This window comes from Cupriavidus oxalaticus (assembly GCF_004768545.1).
In the GTDB taxonomy this organism is placed as follows: domain Bacteria; phylum Pseudomonadota; class Gammaproteobacteria; order Burkholderiales; family Burkholderiaceae; genus Cupriavidus; species Cupriavidus oxalaticus_A.
In genome coordinates, this window is record NZ_CP038636.1 from 688,029 (window position 1) to 705,458 (window position 17,430).

A 17,430-nucleotide genomic window follows, 5' to 3' on the forward strand; every position below is an offset into this window, starting at 1 on the left:
AGCTTGGCAGGTGGATGGGAGCGCGTAGATCCCTTCGCCTCCTTGCTGCATCCAAGGAGGATACGACCATGAGTGACCTTTTCTTGGGAACCGATCTCTTCGGCGAACTCGATCGCATGCAAAGGCAGATGGCGAGTTTGTTCGGCGGCTTCCCGTCCAGCCTTCGCTCCGGCCGCTTCGGGGCATTTCCCCCCGTCAATATCGGCGCCACGGACGATTCCATCGAGATTGTCGCGTTTGCTCCGGGCATCAAGCAAGACAAGTTCGAGGTGTCGATCGACAAGGGTCTGCTGACCATCAGCGGCGAGCGCGAAGCCGCGCACGCGGTGAATGATCCCGAGGCCAGGTTGTACACGCAAGAGCGATTTGCCGGCACGTTCCGCCGCGTGGTCGAACTACCGCAGAGCGCCGACCCCGACAAAGTCCAGGCGTGCTATGTCAATGGCTGCCTGTCGATCAGTGTTGGCAAGCGGGAAGCGTCAAAGCCTCGGGCGATCACGGTCCAGTAATGCGAGGAGAATGCCATGACCGATACTACCCAAATGGTTGAACGCGACCAGAGCGCGGTGACGAAAAGTCAGGAGGACAGGTCGACGCCGACCATGACTCTGCTGCCGGCGGTCGACATCGTCGAGGACAGCAACGGCGTCACCATTTGGGCCGACCTACCGGGTGTGACCAAGGACAAGCTCGAGGTGAATGTCCACGACGGCAACCTGCATATCGAGGCGGAAGCGGTCGTGCCCACTCCCCAAGGCCTGCGGGTGCAACACGCGGAAATTCGGCAGCCGCACTTCGCCCGCGCTTTCTCATTGAGTGCAGACCTTGACGCGTCGAAGATTGAGGCGAACCTGCAGGACGGCGTGCTCAAGCTGACCATTCCGCGTCGCGACGAAGCCCGACCACGCCGCATCGCTGTCACCGTGGAGTAAGTGTCCGCTGGCTCGGCGGCGGCGCCCGCAGGGCACGCTGCCGCCGCCGTGCCCTCGGGGTCGGCTGGGCATCCATCGGAGTGGATGAACTTGACAGGAGGACATGATGAAGACGGATCTGGGCAAGTGGAACCCGTTCAAGTTCCTGCGGCGGACAGCGCCGGACAAGCCATCCGCAGAGGAGTCATCCAACGTCCCGGCGCCCCGGCACAGGGCGCCAGATTGGCCGGATGTTTCGCGGCTATTTTCCGGCGACCCCTGGCGATCGATGAGCGAATTTCTGCATGAGCCGTTCGCGGGCTTCAGCGGTCTGGATCGGTGGTTCGGCGACTTCAGTTCGTCGCGCTTCCAGCCGAGGATCGACGTGGTCGACGATGGGGCAGCGCTGAGGATCACTGCCGAATTGCCAGGGATGGAACGCGAGGATGTGCACACCACCATCGAAGATGGCGCACTGGTGCTGCGAGGCGAGAAGAAGCAGGATATTCAAAGCGAAGAAAACGGGTGTTACCGACTGGAACGCGCGTATGGCGCATTCATGCGCAGCATCCCGCTGCCGGATGGTCTCGACCTGGATCACGTCGAGGCTCGATTTGAACGCGGCCTATTGACACTGCGCTTGCCCAAGTCGGGCTCGCCGCCGGCTGCGATCAGGAGGATCGAGGTAAAGTGAGCCGGGCTAGATGATTGGGTCAGGAAATTGCTGGCGACAGCGGCGCGCAGCAGTCTTGCACGCCGCTGTCCTGCAGCGGCGGCTGATCCCGCCTAGTGGGGCGAACGAAGTAGTTACTGGCATTCGCCTGGCATGAATTCGTTGTATCTACTTACAAGGGAGCAATCGATGGAATTTGATTCCGAATGGCTAACGCTGGGCAAGCATCGGGTGCGGCTGAGGTGCGCGCGCGGCTTCCCCACGGAGAGGACGCGGAGTGTCGCGGAACTGGCCAGGATTGCCATCGAAAGCAACCTGAGCGCGGCGGCCAGGCTGGTTGAGGTAATGGCAGAAGGCGAGAAAGCCTACACGATCAGCGTCGGCACAACGTTCGCCAAGGATCGCGAAGCGGCGCCGCATCTCGAGTTGGCATTGGCCTCGATGTTTGGCCTGGCGGCTCGCCAGGTCAACGTGGAGGTCGTGGTGGTCAGCCAGACGGAGGTGGACAAGCACTTTGGCGTCTATGAGCGGATGCTGGCAGAAAAGCTAGGCGTTGTGCCGCCCATACAGTGAGGTGCGGACCCAGTGACAAGCGTGCCTTTCTCGCGATGCCGTGTCTGGCGTTGTGAGCCTTACGGTAAGGCGATGGTGTAGAGGAAACAGGTAAGGTTGCTTCGTGGCGAAACCAAAAGTGGGTTGACGAGCGGCGCGAGTCAGATCGAGTGAAAAGCGTATGGACCCGAACCGCGATGCGGGTCATCCAAGCGGCTACCGGCCGAACGATGCCCCCACAAGGCGGCCACACAACCACTTTGCGGGGTCATCATGAGAACGATGATCAGTTACCGGAACATTTCCGAGCGTTCCCATTCGGACCTGGAAGGCCTGATCGGTAAGCTCGCCACTCGGCACCTCCGCCGGCATCTGACTCGGTGCCCCGCGGAGCTTATCCGGTTGCGTGCGACCTTGGATCGGAGTCGCCATCGCAGTCTCTACCGAGCCAGTCTCCGACTGGGGTTGCCAAGCACCATGCTTGCCGCTGACTGTCAGTTCGACAGCAGTTCGCCCACGGATTTCGCCCGGTGCCCGAGCAGCACCTCGCTAAAATTGGTCGAGGCGTCGACCTCCAGCAATAGGTCTGGGAACTGCACTTCGCCGATTGTCTTGTAGATCAAGTCGCGCGTGCGGCGCGGCTCATCGTCCTGCTCCAGCGCCACAATCGCCGGCAGGTGAAGCATGCCGTCGTCTCCAATTTCGATCTTGCCCTTAGCGGAGGCCTCGGCCACCGCAGCCACACCAGCACGAAGCGTATCCAGTAGCTGTTCGATGAAGGTATCAGCCGCGGCCGGCAGGCCCAATAGCCCGAGATACTTGACACGGTCACGCTCCCACTCCTTGGCAGGGATGAGCATTTGGTCGGCATCACGAAAGCGCATCGAGTGGTCAATCCATACGCTACCCCGACGCAGGCTATTTCGTAGCGACATCATCGTGCAGGCAGAGAAGGCCTGATAGCCGCGCTTTGGGTCAGGATCATGGACGAGGTCATGCCACGCCGTGCCAACGCCGGTCTCCGTAAAGTCTTCTGGCAGAGCATTGAGCTTCCGTGTCTGCAGGTCGCGCCACGTCTTGAGGTTCGCAAAGCCGGGATCGTCTTCCCTGCCGCCGAATTCCAGGCCTTCCAGGCCCGACAGCAGAGCGTGAATCCGCTGATGGTCACCGGTCAACGCCGCGCGCACGTGTGACGCAAAGCTCGAATGCGCCGCGTCGGTGACGACGGCCAGATGCTCCAGGGCTTCATCCACTCGCTGCTCGGTCGACTTGCTCTTGTCTTGCAGGACGGCCTTGGCCCTGAGCGCCTGCTGCCTGTCTTCCACGGCGGAGCGGGTGTGCGTCAACTGCGCCGTGCTGGCCGCGCGTCGGAATAGATCCTGGCTGCGTCGGCTGGTCTGGTGCATCGCGATATCGGTGAGTTCCAGCAAACTCATCCGTAGAAAGCACACCAGTTCAAGCGCCTGGGTGCTCTCCTTCAGTGTTTTGGTCTTGGCCGGGCGCCTTGCTTGCACCTTCTGTGCATAGGCACGCAGTTTAGGCAAAGCGATGTCATCCAGATTCCACTCATGCACAGCGAGGGACTTCAGGTAGCGGATCTTGTCCAGCGTTTCAGCGAGGTTCTTGGGGCCGTTGCGTCTGGAAGGCGCCTTGATCCACTCGAGGTGCGTTGCAGAGCCGTCAGCCCGTGGACTGCGGACGGATTCCATGCATTGCTGCAGCGTGGCCGCCGACACTGCGCGGTTGACCGCTGCGAGCATTTGCGCCTCGTAGCTGGAAAATGCATGCCGTGCCAAGTTGGTGATCTGGCGCTGGCCGGGAATGAGGCGGCAGCGATCGTATAGCCATCGCTGAGCGGTGGTGACAAGCTCATCCACGTCTGCCGCAGCGGCAGCTTGTACGCGGAGCATCTCTTGCAAAGCGGTCTGGCTGGTGACATCGAACGGCTTGATGCCAAGGTGCTCCTTGACCCATTGCTGATGCTCGTACAACGTCGGACGTCGTTGGTACAGTGACTTCAGGCTGGCAATCGACAGCAACGGCGCGGAGAAAGCTTCGCACACGTACTGAAGGAGATTGCGCGGAACGACAGCAAACCGGTCCAACGGCCGACCGAAGGCCCGGAGGCAAACGAGCTGCAGGCCGACCGCGGCGAATCTGTCGGCCCGAAACCGCTCCCGTATTGCCGCGATGTCAGCACTGGTGAGCTGAAAGAACTGCTGCAGGTCAAATTCTGTCAAGCGGGCAGGCAACTCTTCCCTGCCAACGTAGCGATATGCAAATGCCGACATCTGCACTTTTTGGGGTGTCGTTCGGGTCAAAACTGTACGACAAGTGCTCGGATGGCCGCAATAACGTCAATGAATGGCTGCAACGCCACGCCAACAAGGGTCGGGGCTGATTGGGATAACCGTATCAATCGGCAGGAAAAGGACGATTACCCCAAGCAGGGGCCGCATGCCACTGCAACACGCGAGCCGAGCGTTTGCGCGGATCGCGACTACGAGGATCACGCCGACACGATCGAAGCTCACCGCGTAGCCGCCCTGCGGAGAGTCGGTTGCTCTTTACCAGCTAAATAGCAGGTGCTTTTACACGATCACGCCTTCAGGCAGATGATGGCCCCGCCGCTCCAGGTAGCTGCGGAAGTGTGCGCCGGTTTCCTGATGCTTAAGTGCATACTCGACGGTTGCCTTCAGGTAGCCGAGCTTGCTGCCGCAGTCGTAGCGCGTGCCCTGATAGCGATAGGCCAGCACCTGCTCCTGGCTCAGCAGCGACTGGATCGCGTCGGTCAGTTGGAACTCGCCGCCGGCGCCCGGCTTCAGCTCACGCAGGTGGTCGAAGATGCGCGGCGTCATGATGTAGCGGCCGACCACGCCGAGGTTGGACGGGGCCTCTTCCGGCGCGGGTTTCTCGACAATGCCCGACACCTTGATCACACCTTCGGCCCACTCGCGGCCATCGACCACGCCGTACGAACGGCTCTGCTCCGGCGTGATTTCCTCCACGCCGAGCACCGAGCAGTTGTAGTGGTTGTATGTGTCCACCATCTGCTTCATCACCGGCGGGTTGCCGTCGATCAGGTCATCGGCCAGCATGATCGCGAACGGCGTGTCGCCAACCAGCTTGGCCGCGCACAGCACGGCGTGGCCCAGACCGAGCGCTTCAGACTGGCGGACGTAGTAGCACTCGACGTTGACCGGCTTGATCGAGCGCACTACCTCCAGCAGTGCCCGCTTGTTCTTGGCTTCGAGTTCCACCTCCAGTTCGAACGCCTTGTCGAAATGGTCTTCGATAGCGCGCTTGGAGCGACCGGTGACGAAGATCATCTCGGTAATGCCGGCGGCCATCGCCTCTTCCACGGCGTACTGGATCAGCGGCTTGTCCACTACCGGCAGCATTTCCTTCGGGCTGGCCTTGGTGGCGGGCAGGAAGCGGGTTCCCAGGCCCGCGACGGGGAAGACAACTTTGCTAACGCGACTCGTCATTTCAATTGCTCCCTTCTAAAGTTTGATAACGCTGAGACGGCCTTAGAAGATCAAACACCCCGGCAGTGCGGGTGTTCATTCTTAGCTTTGACGCTGAGGTATTCCCCCCTCCGAGCCATTCAGTCTTGCGGAGTCAAAAACTTCATGAGTGGGTCAGTACCTTGGGTGGATGGGCCGAAACTCCGCTGGGCCGGGATTCATCTCCCAACTACCTTCCTCTCGTCGGGATGCCAGGCAGCAGTACAGGATCAGTGGCGAAATCGACGTCAGATGGCGAAGAAAGGAACCGTAATCCGGTTCGAAGATTGCCTGCACACAAAGGAAACTGATCACGAACGACAACATTTGCCGGTGCTCGGCCGAACAGCGTGAGGGCATCCGCAGGATTCTGCGCCAGGAAGTGGCGAGCAAGCAGAAAGTCAGGAACAATCCTACGCCACCGGCAGCCTGCACCGGATTGCCCGACGTCAGCAGCGGAACTGGCACGACGAACGTAGCCAGAATGATGACGACATTCACGATATCAAAGACAAAGCCGCGCTGCGGTAGCGGCGACTCAATAAGCGACGCCACTTCCGTAGCCGATCTCCACTCGTTGCCCACTTCCCTCCCCAACGTTAGCCCACCGCCGAGATGCTTCTCGAATAGTACGGAAAGCAGCGCGTACGCCAGCAGAATCAACACCACCAGCCTGATCGGCCGCAGCGCCTTTTCCCCCAGCATATACAGCGCCAGCCATCCGGAAATGATCAGCACCCAGTAGCCGCGGAAATAAAGCGCGAAGATGGCAGCCAGAATGGCCAGCATGGCGACGCGGGGCATTCCCGGTCTGCAGCAAAGCGCAAGGGCGACCATAACCAACACCACGATTTCTTTCGACGGCAACCCCGCATAGACGATCGATATCGCCATCCAGAACGACAACACCATCCATTCCAGGACCTTCAACTCGCGAATCTGAGATGCCCTAATTGCAAGAAAGCACGCCGAAATCGCGGCAAACCAGCCCACGACGGAGAGCGACCACGCATCCAGCCCCGCCGCGTTGTAAAGCCAGGCATAGTTATCAAAGGAATCACCGAACATGGTCGGCGACTGGTCCTTTTCCATCCGCCTGAGCAGCTCGGTCTTGTCAAGCATGAAGCGTGCAGGCAGCAGGGATTCATGCCATAGCGCGGCAACCAAAAGCAATCCGGAGGACAGCAGCCATAGACCCAGGGACATGCCCGCACTGAGTTTCCTGCGGCTGCCAATCATGAATTTCACCACTCGCATCGGATGCTCACCCTACAAGTCATGACATCCACGGCCGAGGCGTGCCTTACCATCAGCTTGTGCCCGGCTGCCTCTTCGCCAGCCGGAGCGCGGCCAGCACCCCCAGAGCAGCAAACACAGTCGTTGACAAACTCAACAGGGACGCGGCCACCTTTGGCTGCAAACTTCCCTGCCATGCCCAGGTGAATATGAGCAATATTGCCACCGCCGAGCCAAACTGCAACAGCAATTCCTGGCGCTGATCCCTGAATACGATAAAGATCTGCGAGATTGGCCCAAAGATAATGGAAGCCATAAACGACGGCGCGAGGATCGTAAAAAACGGAACCACGTCCCTCCATTTTCCGTCCAGCCCCTTCGCCACCAGCACATCGATGCCGACATAGGTCGCCACGGTGGAAAACAATGCAACCAGAGCCACCACCACCAGGTATTCGCCCGCTGTCCTGAACGCCGTCTTCGCACCTTTGCTATCCAGCATATCGCGGCGCAAGACCGCCCCGATGCTTTGCGTGAACAACGCCACCGGGAACATTCCGACCCGATAAGCCAAAGCGAGCACGCCGGCTATCTCCTTGCCATAGAGCATGGGGATGAAAATCGGCACCGCATAGATGATGCAGGAATTCAATAGTATCGTGGGAAAACCATAGCGCGCAAAGGAATGATTCACCCTGAAGAACCCGAACCCCAGGCGGACTCCCCTGGATTCAGGATACGAAACCGACAAGGGAATCAACCCAACCGTAATCAACACCGCCATAACCGCATGCCATTCAAAAACATTGGCCTGGAAGCGTTCATGAACCCCGAAGGAGATTGCGACTATCAGGAACAACAGGAACACCAGGTTCGGCACCAATCGCAAGACTGCCATCCGAACGTAGCGTTCATTGGTATTCAGCAAGTAGCCCAGCGCATTCTGCAAGAATACCGAGAACGCCATTGCAACCACTGCGAGCGAGACCTTCCCATAAACAGGCAGGGCAATGGCGATCAAGATGACGGATAGCCCAGCCGCCAACGCACAGGCATGAACGAATGCCATCATGGCCGTTTCCGACTCGCGCGCTACGCATGCCAGCTCATAGCGAAGCCCGATGCCGGCGCCGATGAACATTGCGATGGCCATCAGGAAACTGTACTGCCCGAGGTTAGCAGGTCCGAAAAACTTACCAATCAAGAACATCACCCCAAAATTCGCGCACTGACCTCCAACCACACCCGCCATGGCGATCAGCGAATTGCGGACTCTCGGCGCCTTTTTCTCGAACCCCATTACCTGGGTTGCCCCCGCGCCAAGTCTTGACATGGCCATGTTATTTGTGCCTTCCGGCGGTTTCGGCAGTGCCGTAGGACACGTAGCGATAGCGTCTATACCTGGCACCATAGCTATACCGGAACGCCTTCGGATCGAGCCCATTGAAGATCACGCCCTTGATCGCCACCTTGGCATGGCGCAACTCATTTTCAGCCTCGGCGATTTCGTCTATCGTTGTCTTCCCAAACCGGGCGACCAGCAGGACAGTGCCGCACTGCGCTGCCAGGATTGCTGTATCGGTAACCGCCAGCACCGGGGGCGTATCGATCAGCACAAGGTCGTAGCAACTACTGAGCGTATCCATCAGCTGCCCAACGCGCTTGCTCAGCAAGAGCTCGGCCGGATTCGGCGGTATGGTGCCGGTGGCAATCAGGTCCAGCCCTTCCGCCACCTCCCGATGAATAGCCTGCTCCAACTCAGCAGACCCCGTCAACACATCCGACAAGCCAGGCTCCCGGGCCTTGCCAAAATGCCGGTTGAGATGGCCCTTACGCGTATCGGCATCCACCAGCAGCACCCGCTTTCCGCCCGACGCGATAACCGCCGCCAGGTTGGCGGAAACAAACGATTTGCCCACCCCCTGAGTCGGGCCGCTAATGAGGACGCGGTTGTTGTCAGCATCGAGCGTGGCAAATTGCAGCGCGGTACGCAGGCTGCGCAAGCCTTCTATGGCCGGATCGTTGGGGTGCCGACGGGCCAGGAGGTGGTTCTCGCGCTTGCCGGAATCGCGCCTGCGGGAGTCGCGCTCGTCGATGAGCGCCTCCTGCGCTGACGACAGCACCACATTGGCGTAGACATTCAGCCCCGTATGCTGCTCGATGACCTTCGAATCCGTGATGCCACCACGGAGTGCATTGCGGACGAAGGCCGCCACCACGCCTAAGACCACCCCAAGGAATGCTGCTGCGGCGAGAACTTTCAGCTTGCCCGGCTTGACCGGCTCTTCCGGCACGGGCGCACTATCGACAAGGCGCACGTTACCGACCTTGCCCGCCTTTACCAACCTGAGCTGCTGCATATTGTTGAGCAAGCTCACATACAGCTCGTTGTTGACCTTCACGTCGCGCATCAGGCGCAGGGTGTCCTGTTCGACGTTAGGCAAGGCCTTGATGCGATCGGTGACGCCGCCGACCTTGGCGCTGAGCGCAGCAATCTGCTGACCTATCACGACGAGCACGGGGTGGCTCGGCGTGAAACGGTGCTCCAGTTCGGTTCGCCGTTGCTTGAGCTCCTGCAATCGCGTTTCCACCGCCACGCTTTCCTGCAGATAGGCCTTACCTTCTTCACTCAGGTCGAACGTACCGCGCTTGTTGCGCATGGCGTTATAGCTGGCTTCGGACCGCTCCAGTTCATTCTTGAGTTGCGGCAGCAGGTCAGTCAGAAACAACAGCGATTTCTCGGCCTCGGCGGCCTTGCGCCTGACGTTTTGTGCCACATACTCGTCACCGATCTCGTTAAGTATGCGTGCAGTCAGGACAGGATTCTTGCCCTCAAGCGATGCGCCGATGACACCGCTTTGCTTGCCGCGCTCCGCGATACTGAGTTGGCGCCGCAACTCCTGCAGGGTCTTGAACTTAGACTTGCGCACGAGAGTGAACGCCGCGCCCGGTTTGGCCTTGAGCTCCGTCACCTCCAGCTGGATGACGCCAACCGACTGGGTAACCTTCAACGCTTCGCCGACGCGGCCTTCGATCGGCTTGTCGAGGTCCTTCTGCTCGACACGGAAGCCGCCATCGGCGAGCGCCACCAGGGTGAAGGTCTCCCCTTCCAATTCGACAGGGACTTCGAAGGTGGCGACGTGAATAGCCTCGCCGCCCCACACGTAACCACCGAACCCGCTAAGGCCTGGCTCGGAAAGACGCTTGTTCTTGCTTGCCAGAAACCTGCCGATCAAGGGAAAGTACTTTGGCTGCGCCTCGATATAGAGTTGCAAGTTCTCCACCGCCTTGCCAACTACCATGCGCGATTGCAGGATCTCAATCTCGGCCGCAGCGTCAGCTTTGACATCGAACAGATTGGAGACATCGCCCAGCAAGCTCTTTGCATTGTTGGGACTGTCTTCGACCTGTATCAGGATGTCGGCCTGATAGACCGGCCGGGAAACAAAGGCGTATGCGGCACCGAGCGCAAGCACCACCACGACGACGCAGAAGATCAGCCAGCGATGCGCGACCACGACGTCCAGGTATCGGACGAGATTGATCTCATCGTCCTTCGACTGCGCAATGGAGAGATAGGAAGGGGTCCTGTTCATAGCGGTACCGCGATGCAAGCAATACGGTTTAGCCGAGAGCCCTGAGGCGATTCACCCAGGCGCCAATGCCCTGCTGGATCAACTCGAACACCTGCTCGAAAGCCTGGCGCGGTTTGAAATAAGGATCCGGAATATCAACGTTGCCTGCCTCGCCGAGCCGGAACACCTTGCCAGATACTTGCGGGTACTGACGTTGGACATCGGCCTTCTGGTCGCTGTCCATGACAAGGATGAGGTCAGCTTGGTCGGCGAGGAAGATGGTCAATTGCTGCGCCCGATGTGCGGAGATATTGACGCCTCGTTCTGCAAGCAAGCCCACGGCGATGGGATCCGCCGGCTCGCCAATCAAGGCGCCCAGACCAGCCGATTGAACGGACCAGCCTGGCAAGGCCTCGCGCAGGAGCCCTTCTGCCATGGGACTACGGCAGATATTGCCCTGGCAGATGACCAGTACCGAGCGAATCATTTCAGGAGTCCCTCATACCAAGCGCCGGTTGTGCGCTGTGGTTCATTGGATTTGCCACGATTTTCTGCCTGTGCAGCCGGCAGCGTTGCACCAACTGGCTGGACACCGTGCGAACAGCACGCACAGCGTTCGAGCCTTCTCCGTGGAGCCTAGCAACCAGCCTGATGCACGGCCACCACGCTCCGTGTGATCTCCAACACTCGTTCCCGATGACACGCAGGCCCAGATCGAATCGGCAGTACTGGCGTACCGCATAGCTAACGGCAATGCCGTCGATGCGCCCGGTCAGAACGCACCAGGTCCCACCCAGCCGTGCACGGCGGTGCGCAGGATAATGTTCAGGTCCAGCTGGAACGACCAGTTGCGGATGTAATAGATGTCGAACTCAAGCCGTTTGCGCATCTTGTCGACGGTATCGGTCTGGCCACGCAGCCCATTGATCTGCGCCCAACCGGTAATGCCTGGCTTAACGCGATGGCGCAGCATATAGCGGTCAATCAGCTCCGTGTAGTGTTCATTGTGCTCGATCGCATGGGGACGCGGCCCCACCACCGACATTTCGCCTCGCAGCACGTTTATGAACTGTGGCAGTTCGTCGAGGCTGGTGCGGCGCAAGAAGGCGCCAATGCGGGTGATACGCCGGTCTCCGCGCACGGCCTGCGTGACACCGTGGTCCTGGTGGACCACCATCGTACGGAATTTGTACACATTGAAGGGCTGGCCATCCATGCCGAGCCGCGCCTGCCGGAACAAGACGGGCCCGGGTGATGACAACTTGACCAGGGCCGCGATCACCAGCAGCAATGGCGCCAGGCCAACCAGGACGCAGGTGGCAAAGATCCGGTCGAAGCTCGCCTTCAGCAGACCCGTGACGCCAGACACCGGCGGGCTGTTGAGATCGATCATCGGCAGGCCGAGAAACTCGCTGAAGCGGTGTCCGAGCAGCTCGATCGACATGATGTCTGGCACCCAGCGAATGTCGATCAGGTCATTGCGGAACTGGTGCACCACGCTCTGGAGGTCGCGGCAGGCGGCCATTGGCAACGTAAGCCAGATCTCGCGTACACCTTGGCTGCGTACGAAGGCGCATACCTCGGGGATCGACCGCAGCGAACGCACTTCCACAGGCAGCGCCTCCGGCTCATCGTGATAGATGCCCACCACCTCATAGCCAGCGTCCCGGATATGCTCGACGCGCTGGTACATCTCCTGGCCAAGCGGTCCATAGCCGAAGAGCACCACCCGCTTGGCGTCGATCCCCTTCTGCCGCACATGGCCCAGCACGCGGTAGATCGCGATGCGGAAGCCGACCAGCGCGAGACCGGCCAGCAGGAAGCTGCCGGTCGCCCACAGCCGCGACACCGCGCCGATCTGGTGCATCAGGAAAGCGGCCATCAGGCCCATGACGCTGACTAGGCCCCACGCGAGCAGCGTGCGCATGGCGAGCATCGCCCGGCTGCGGCCGCGCCACGACCCATACAGGCCCAGTGCGGGAAAGACCAGTAGCAACGCCGTGGCCCATAGCGCGGTGAGAAAGCCATGCACGGGCGGTGCGCCGTACAGTCCATCAACGAACAGGACGGTGCCCATGAGGCTGCCGCATGCGCCCACGATGACCGCGTCCGCACCGCGGTAAAGGTATTGCAAAGCGGCCTCGCGCTCGACTGCAAAGGCACGATTCGTTGCCATGGCCCGTCCTCCCGCACACCGTGCTGATCGCCTCGCTGGCGATCTTGGACGCTCATCTTTACGGAGGGCGATGACACGGTCTGTGGGGCAGCGCACAGTGGTCACAATCATGCCGAGCAATGACTGTCCGATTGCGACAGCGGCCGTCAGCAACGAAAGCCCCGGGGTCATTCCCACATCGAGAGGACCGGATGCAAAGCGCGCAGCGCGCAAAATGCAAGCCATGCGAGCGAGGTGGCATGCGTTGTGCGAGCTCACACACAAGGCATTTATTGCGAGACATTCGGCCAAAACCTATGATTAGTCAGCCGTGCCGATTTGTGCGAATCCCGTGCGAACTATCAAGCGGGACCGACGAGGCCTGACTACCGTCGTGCGGTGCCCGCGCCCCGTGCCATCGGGCCGGCCCAGATGACTCGGAAAACATTGGTCAGAGGTGTATTGGCATGAGATGGAACCGGCGTGCATGGCTTCGGGGTATTTCCGGAAGCATCCTGGCGATTGCGTCGCGCGACATGTATGCGCACGTTGGTATCGGCCCGGTCAATCCGCCACTAGCTATTCCCGACACCTTGGTCATCGACGATGGCGGTCAAAAGCGCCGCCTCGTGAAAGTCCTATCCGGTGGCGTTTCGGCGGTGCAGACAATGTTCACCGGCTGCAGTTCGGTTTGTCCGCTGCAGGGCGCACTGTTTTCCGCGGTCCAGGAGGCTATCCCGCGACTGCGCTCGCGCTATCCGGTCCGATTGCTGTCCGTGAGCATTGATCCGCTCGCCGATACACCGGACGCGTTGCGCTCATGGCTCAAGCGATACGACGCCGGCCCGGCGTGGCATGCCGTGACGCCGCGCATCGGGGATGTCGAGGCAATCAGAACCGCCCTCGCCGGCCGCGCCCCATCGCCGGACCTGGATCGCCACGCCACGCAAGTCTATTTCTTCGACAAGGCTGCCCGGCTTTGCTGGCGTAGCACCACCTTGCCGCCGTCCGAGGAAGTCCTCCGTGTTCTAGAGCACCTGGCGAAAGCGTGACCGCGCGCACCCCGAGCAAGACATTACCGCAACTACTCACTGCCATGACTCCTACTTCCCAGCGATACGGTGGATTCAAAATGGCACACCCGCCCAGATGGGCTGGCGCCGTTTGCATTGCCATTGCCATGACACTATCGGGTGCAGCGGCCGCACAACCCGCTGCCACGGTCAGCACGCTGAGCATGAGCGGCTTGTGTATCGACGTCGCAGGGATCTCGCTGGACGACGGCGCGAACGTGCTTGTCTGGACGTGCAATGGGCAGGCAAACCAAAAGTGGCAGCTCACTCAAGCCGGCACCCAGTACCAGCTCATTGCCGAGCACAGTGGCAAGTGCATGGATATCGCCGGCATTAGCCAGACCCCGGGTGCTTCTGCGGTGCAGTGGCCCTGCAACGGGCAAGCGAACCAGCAGTTCGGGCTGCACCGGCAGGGAACCGGGTACTCGATCATCGCCGCGCATAGTGGCATGTGCCTCGCCCCCCAGGGTGGCGCGAGCCCGCAGGCAGGCCAGGCAGTCGTGCAGATGCCGTGCGATGGCAGCGCCAGCCAGACTTGGGCCATCGATGGCGTATCCCTGCAGCCTGCCACCCTGCCATCAAAGTGGACGGCGCCCCGGACGCTTCCAATCGTGCCGGTGGCGGCGGCGAACATGCCCAACGGCAAGATACTGACATGGTCCTCCTATGACCGCTTCAATTTCGGCGGCGACGGCGGCCAGACTTATACCGCCATCTTTGACCCGGCGACTGGATCGTCCACCGAAACGCTCGTCACGAATACCGGCCACGACATGTTCTGTCCAGGCATTGCGAATCTCCCCGACGGGCGGATCTTCGTCAACGGCGGCTCCAGCGATACCAAGACCAGCATCTTCAACCCCGGCAACGGCACGTGGTCCGCGGGCCCGCCGATGAACATCGGGCGCGGGTACCAGGGTAGCGTCACGCTGAGCAATGGTGGCGTATTTACCATCGGCGGGTCCTGGGCCACCGTCAGGGGAGGCAAGGATGGCGAGACCTGGCTCCCGACTTCTGGCTGGCAGCGCAACACTGCAGTGCTGGCCTCCTATTTCCTTACCAATGATGCCGCCGGCATCTGGCGATCGGATAACCATACCTGGTTGTTCTCCGTTGCCAATGGCCGCGTGTTCCACGCAGGCCCAAGCCAGCGCATGAACTGGGTCGATACCGCCGGCAACGGCAGCGTTACCTGGGCCGGCCAGCGTGGCACGGACACCGATGCCATGAACGGCAACGCCGTCATGTTCGACATTGGCAAGATTCTCACCATTGGTGGCGCGCCGAATTACGATAACACTTGGGCAACCGGGAATGCCCATCTTATTGATCTCAACGGAGGAAATGCCACGGTGCGCCAGATCGGCGCCATGGCCTACCCACGGGCGTTCCACAATAGTGTGGTACTGCCAAACGGCCAGGTTGTGGTGATCGGTGGCCAGACCTATGCGCAGCCGTTCTCTGATGACCGTGCCGTGCTGGTCGCGGAGTTGTGGGATCCCGCCACCGAGAAGTTCCGCATGCTCGCGCCCATGGCTACGCCGCGCACGTACCACAGCGTGGCCCTGCTCCTGCCTGATGGACGCGTGCTGAGCGGCGGCGGCGGTCTGTGCGGCAACTGTTCCACCAATCATCCGACGGTCGAGATCCTGACGCCGCCTTACCTGCTGAATGCGGACGGTTCGGCAGCAGTGCGGCCCGCTATCAATTCGGCACCGGCGGAGGCCATCCTGGGTACTGCCATCGCCGTGACCACCGACAGCACAGTGACCAGCTTCGCTGCCGTCCGCCTGTCATCGGCCACGCACTCCGTCAACAACGAGCAGCGCCGAATTCCACTGAGCTTCACCAGAGGCACGGCGGGCGAGTACCTGCTCAATATCCCATCCGACCCAGGCGTTGCCGTCCCGGGCTATTACATGCTGTTTGCGCTAAATGACAAGGGCGTGCCGAGCCTCGCAAAGACGGTGCGTATTCGCTGATGAACGGACATAGCTGGTTTGCGATCCTCTGCCTGGCGCTGACCACTGCCAGCTCGGTGGCTGCACCTGCCGGCGAGGCAGCCGAGCGCGGTCGTGCGATCTACCAGGGTGAGGTCGCGCTTACCGCGCACCTGCGGGGTGAGACCCGCCGGCTACCGGCGTTCACGGTACGGTGCGGAAATTGCCATACGCAGTCGGGCAGGGCAACGGCGTTTGCCCCGCCGCTGTCGGCAGGCTATCTGCGCGAAGCGACTTCACGTCGGCAAGCACCGCCCTCGCAGTATGACCTGGGCGCATTCTGCAAGGTGCTCGCCACCGGCATCGATCCCGCAGCAGTGATGCTGGCGAGTTCGATGCCGCTGTACGTATTGTCAGACGACGAGTGCACGGCCTTGTGGACCTATCTCCTGACCCAGTGACGAGTGCGCCTACCCACATAACGCGCCTTACTGCCGCTTGCAAGCGGGAGGCAGTCCTCCAAAAATGAATGGGAAGATTGTCGCGCCAGTCGTGGCCACGCGCGTTCGTGGCATATCGAATCGCTGGTGGCGTTCCGTTCAACTGCACTTGATCAGTCCTTTCCTTCCCCATGAAGATCACGCACTTGATTGAGTCAACGGCTACAGGAACGCTGGCGATGGTTTGCCTTGCCGCCAATCACTTTGCGGGCCGTGGGCACAAGGTAACTGTCGTCTATTCCCGCCGGCCGGAGACTCCCTCCAACTTGGCCGAGTTGTTCCATCGCGATGTCGCGCTCCACGTATTACCGATGGGTCCCAAAGACCTGCCACTCGGCCTGATTGAAGTTCGCCGCAAGCTGAGGGATCTCGACCCGGATGTGCTGCACATGCATTCGTCATTTGCCGGATTCGTCGGCCGCATGGCCACGATCGGTTGGCGATCAGACCTGAGAGCACTGTACAGCCCGCATTGCATCTCTTTCATGAGAACCGACATTTCGCACACCAAGAGGCGAATCTTCACCTTGCTCGAGGCTGCTGCGGCGCGGAGCCGGGCCAGCTACGTGGCTTGCTCGCGCAGCGAGGCACAAGCGATTCATCGCTCACTGGGACGCTCCGCCATCCTGCTCGAGAATGCGGTGGACGTGGACTTCTTCGCCCGCTCCCAATGGAAGGCAACAGTTGGCGCTCAGGGGCCCCGCGCACGCTTTGCAGTCGTGACTGCCGGCGGCATCCGACGGCAGAAGGGCTTTGAACTGTTCGCGGAGATCGCCCGGCGCCTGTCAGGCCAGGGGTTCGAGTTCCTGTGGATTGGCGACGGCGACACCACCAGCAAGGCCGTCCTTACCGCTGCCGGCGTACGCGTGTCAGGGTGGCGTAGCCGCGAGGAGGTACGTAACATCCTCCACGATGCAGACACCTATCTCTCGACCGCCGCATGGGAAGGCATGCCCATCTCCGTGATCGAAGCCATGGCCGCTAGCCTCCCCGTCCTGGCCAGTCGCTGCGCCGGCAACATCGATGTCATTGACGATGGCATCAATGGCCTGCTGTTCTCAGCGGCCGACGAGGCTGTGAACTGTCTTGAACGCTTGCGTGGGGATCCTTCACTGCACGCCCGGCTAGCGACCGATGGTCATCACGCAGCCCGGCGGCGCTTTGCGCAGGGCAGGTTTCTTCATGAGCTTGAGCAGATCTATATCCGATCTGACAGGTACGACTAGTGCCCCGCATCGCAGCCTGACTCACCAGTCTCGCCTGCCACTTATTTTCTCTCACCACCTCGTCGCGTTGCATGCCTTCCATG

Annotated in this window: 14 protein-coding genes and 1 pseudogene; 8 read left to right on the forward strand and 7 right to left on the reverse strand. The window is 60.7% G+C overall.

Going from position 1 to position 17,430, the window contains the following annotated elements:
* Positions 1–68: 68 nt before the first annotated feature.
* From E0W60_RS31270 to E0W60_RS31285, 4 genes are all read left to right on the forward strand, one after another.
* Positions 69–509: an Hsp20/alpha crystallin family protein gene (locus tag E0W60_RS31270; RefSeq protein ID WP_135706745.1), complete on the forward strand. Its 441-nt coding sequence runs from the start codon at positions 69–71 to the stop codon at positions 507–509.
* A 15-nt stretch (positions 510–524) separates the two neighbouring features.
* A complete protein-coding gene (locus E0W60_RS31275; protein ID WP_135706746.1) occupies positions 525–932 on the forward strand; it encodes an Hsp20/alpha crystallin family protein in 408 nt (135 codons plus the stop codon).
* Positions 933–1,038: 106 nt separating this feature from the next.
* Positions 1,039–1,605: an Hsp20/alpha crystallin family protein gene (locus tag E0W60_RS31280; RefSeq protein ID WP_135707115.1), complete on the forward strand. Its 567-nt coding sequence runs from the start codon at positions 1,039–1,041 to the stop codon at positions 1,603–1,605.
* Between the two features lie 168 nt (positions 1,606–1,773).
* Positions 1,774–2,157, forward strand: coding sequence for a hypothetical protein (locus E0W60_RS31285; RefSeq protein ID WP_135706747.1), 384 nt, complete (start codon positions 1,774–1,776; stop codon positions 2,155–2,157).
* Positions 2,158–2,636: 479 nt separating this feature from the next.
* On the opposite strand, the pseudogene E0W60_RS31295 reads toward E0W60_RS31285, so the two are convergent.
* The 7 genes and pseudogenes from E0W60_RS31295 to E0W60_RS31325 all read right to left on the reverse strand — a co-directional run.
* Positions 2,637–4,427, reverse strand: a pseudogene (locus tag E0W60_RS31295) (DUF4158 domain-containing protein); the annotation flags it as partial.
* Positions 4,428–4,727: 300 nt separating this feature from the next.
* On the reverse strand, positions 4,728–5,624 hold the full coding sequence (gene galU, locus E0W60_RS31300; protein WP_135706748.1) for a UTP--glucose-1-phosphate uridylyltransferase GalU: 897 nt from the start codon (positions 5,622–5,624) through the stop codon (positions 4,728–4,730).
* Positions 5,625–5,777: 153 nt separating this feature from the next.
* On the reverse strand, positions 5,778–6,881 hold the full coding sequence (locus E0W60_RS31305; RefSeq protein ID WP_135706749.1) for a hypothetical protein: 1,104 nt from the start codon (positions 6,879–6,881) through the stop codon (positions 5,778–5,780).
* A gap of 70 nt (positions 6,882–6,951) precedes the next feature.
* A complete protein-coding gene (locus tag E0W60_RS31310; RefSeq protein WP_135706750.1) occupies positions 6,952–8,217 on the reverse strand; it encodes a lipopolysaccharide biosynthesis protein in 1,266 nt (421 codons plus the stop codon).
* Between the two features lies 1 nt (position 8,218).
* The gene (locus E0W60_RS31315) at positions 8,219–10,474 is read right to left on the reverse strand and encodes a polysaccharide biosynthesis tyrosine autokinase (protein ID WP_135706751.1); all 2,256 of its coding nucleotides are present in this window, start codon (positions 10,472–10,474) and stop codon (positions 8,219–8,221) included.
* Between the two features lie 28 nt (positions 10,475–10,502).
* Positions 10,503–10,940 (reverse strand): low molecular weight protein-tyrosine-phosphatase, encoded by a 438-nt coding sequence (locus E0W60_RS31320; protein WP_135706752.1) that lies wholly within the window; start codon positions 10,938–10,940, stop codon positions 10,503–10,505.
* Positions 10,941–11,225: 285 nt separating this feature from the next.
* Complete coding sequence (locus E0W60_RS31325; protein ID WP_135707116.1) at positions 11,226–12,629, reverse strand: undecaprenyl-phosphate glucose phosphotransferase; 1,404 nt, start codon at positions 12,627–12,629, stop codon at positions 11,226–11,228.
* Between the two features lie 446 nt (positions 12,630–13,075).
* Here E0W60_RS31325 and E0W60_RS31330 point away from each other — a divergent pair, with 446 nt between their 5' ends.
* The 4 genes from E0W60_RS31330 (at position 13,076) to E0W60_RS31345 (ending at position 17,347) form a co-directional block, all read left to right on the forward strand.
* Positions 13,076–13,660, forward strand: coding sequence for an SCO family protein (locus E0W60_RS31330; RefSeq protein ID WP_135706753.1), 585 nt, complete (start codon positions 13,076–13,078; stop codon positions 13,658–13,660).
* A gap of 80 nt (positions 13,661–13,740) precedes the next feature.
* Positions 13,741–15,663 (forward strand): RICIN domain-containing protein, encoded by a 1,923-nt coding sequence (locus E0W60_RS31335; protein WP_135706754.1) that lies wholly within the window; start codon positions 13,741–13,743, stop codon positions 15,661–15,663.
* Positions 15,663–16,082: a hypothetical protein gene (locus E0W60_RS31340; protein ID WP_135706755.1), complete on the forward strand. Its 420-nt coding sequence runs from the start codon at positions 15,663–15,665 to the stop codon at positions 16,080–16,082. The genes E0W60_RS31335 and E0W60_RS31340 overlap by 1 nt, the downstream gene beginning before the upstream one ends.
* Before the next feature lie 170 nt (positions 16,083–16,252).
* A complete protein-coding gene (locus tag E0W60_RS31345) occupies positions 16,253–17,347 on the forward strand; it encodes a glycosyltransferase (protein WP_135706756.1) in 1,095 nt (364 codons plus the stop codon).
* Positions 17,348–17,430 lie beyond the last annotated feature (83 nt).

Bases quoted from the DNA above. Each gene is read 5' to 3' on its own strand.
- E0W60_RS31275 (WP_135706746.1), top strand. From the start codon at position 525: ATGACCGATACTACCCAAATGGTTGAACGCGACCAGAGCGCGGTGACG.
- E0W60_RS31270 (WP_135706745.1), top strand. From the start codon at position 69: ATGAGTGACCTTTTCTTGGGAACCGATCTCTTCGGCGAACTCGATCGC.
- E0W60_RS31280 (WP_135707115.1), top strand. From the start codon at position 1,039: ATGAAGACGGATCTGGGCAAGTGGAACCCGTTCAAGTTCCTGCGGCGG.
- E0W60_RS31310 (WP_135706750.1), bottom strand. From the start codon at position 8,217: ATGGCCATGTCAAGACTTGGCGCGGGGGCAACCCAGGTAATGGGGTTC.
- E0W60_RS31325 (WP_135707116.1), bottom strand. From the start codon at position 12,629: ATGGCAACGAATCGTGCCTTTGCAGTCGAGCGCGAGGCCGCTTTGCAA.
- E0W60_RS31340 (WP_135706755.1), top strand. From the start codon at position 15,663: ATGAACGGACATAGCTGGTTTGCGATCCTCTGCCTGGCGCTGACCACT.
- E0W60_RS31315 (WP_135706751.1), bottom strand. From the start codon at position 10,474: ATGAACAGGACCCCTTCCTATCTCTCCATTGCGCAGTCGAAGGACGAT.
- E0W60_RS31305 (WP_135706749.1), bottom strand. From the start codon at position 6,881: ATGATTGGCAGCCGCAGGAAACTCAGTGCGGGCATGTCCCTGGGTCTA.
- galU (WP_135706748.1), bottom strand. From the start codon at position 5,624: ATGACGAGTCGCGTTAGCAAAGTTGTCTTCCCCGTCGCGGGCCTGGGA.
- E0W60_RS31345 (WP_135706756.1), top strand. From the start codon at position 16,253: ATGAAGATCACGCACTTGATTGAGTCAACGGCTACAGGAACGCTGGCG.
- E0W60_RS31320 (WP_135706752.1), bottom strand. From the start codon at position 10,940: ATGATTCGCTCGGTACTGGTCATCTGCCAGGGCAATATCTGCCGTAGT.
- E0W60_RS31335 (WP_135706754.1), top strand. From the start codon at position 13,741: ATGGCACACCCGCCCAGATGGGCTGGCGCCGTTTGCATTGCCATTGCC.
- E0W60_RS31330 (WP_135706753.1), top strand. From the start codon at position 13,076: ATGAGATGGAACCGGCGTGCATGGCTTCGGGGTATTTCCGGAAGCATC.
- E0W60_RS31285 (WP_135706747.1), top strand. From the start codon at position 1,774: ATGGAATTTGATTCCGAATGGCTAACGCTGGGCAAGCATCGGGTGCGG.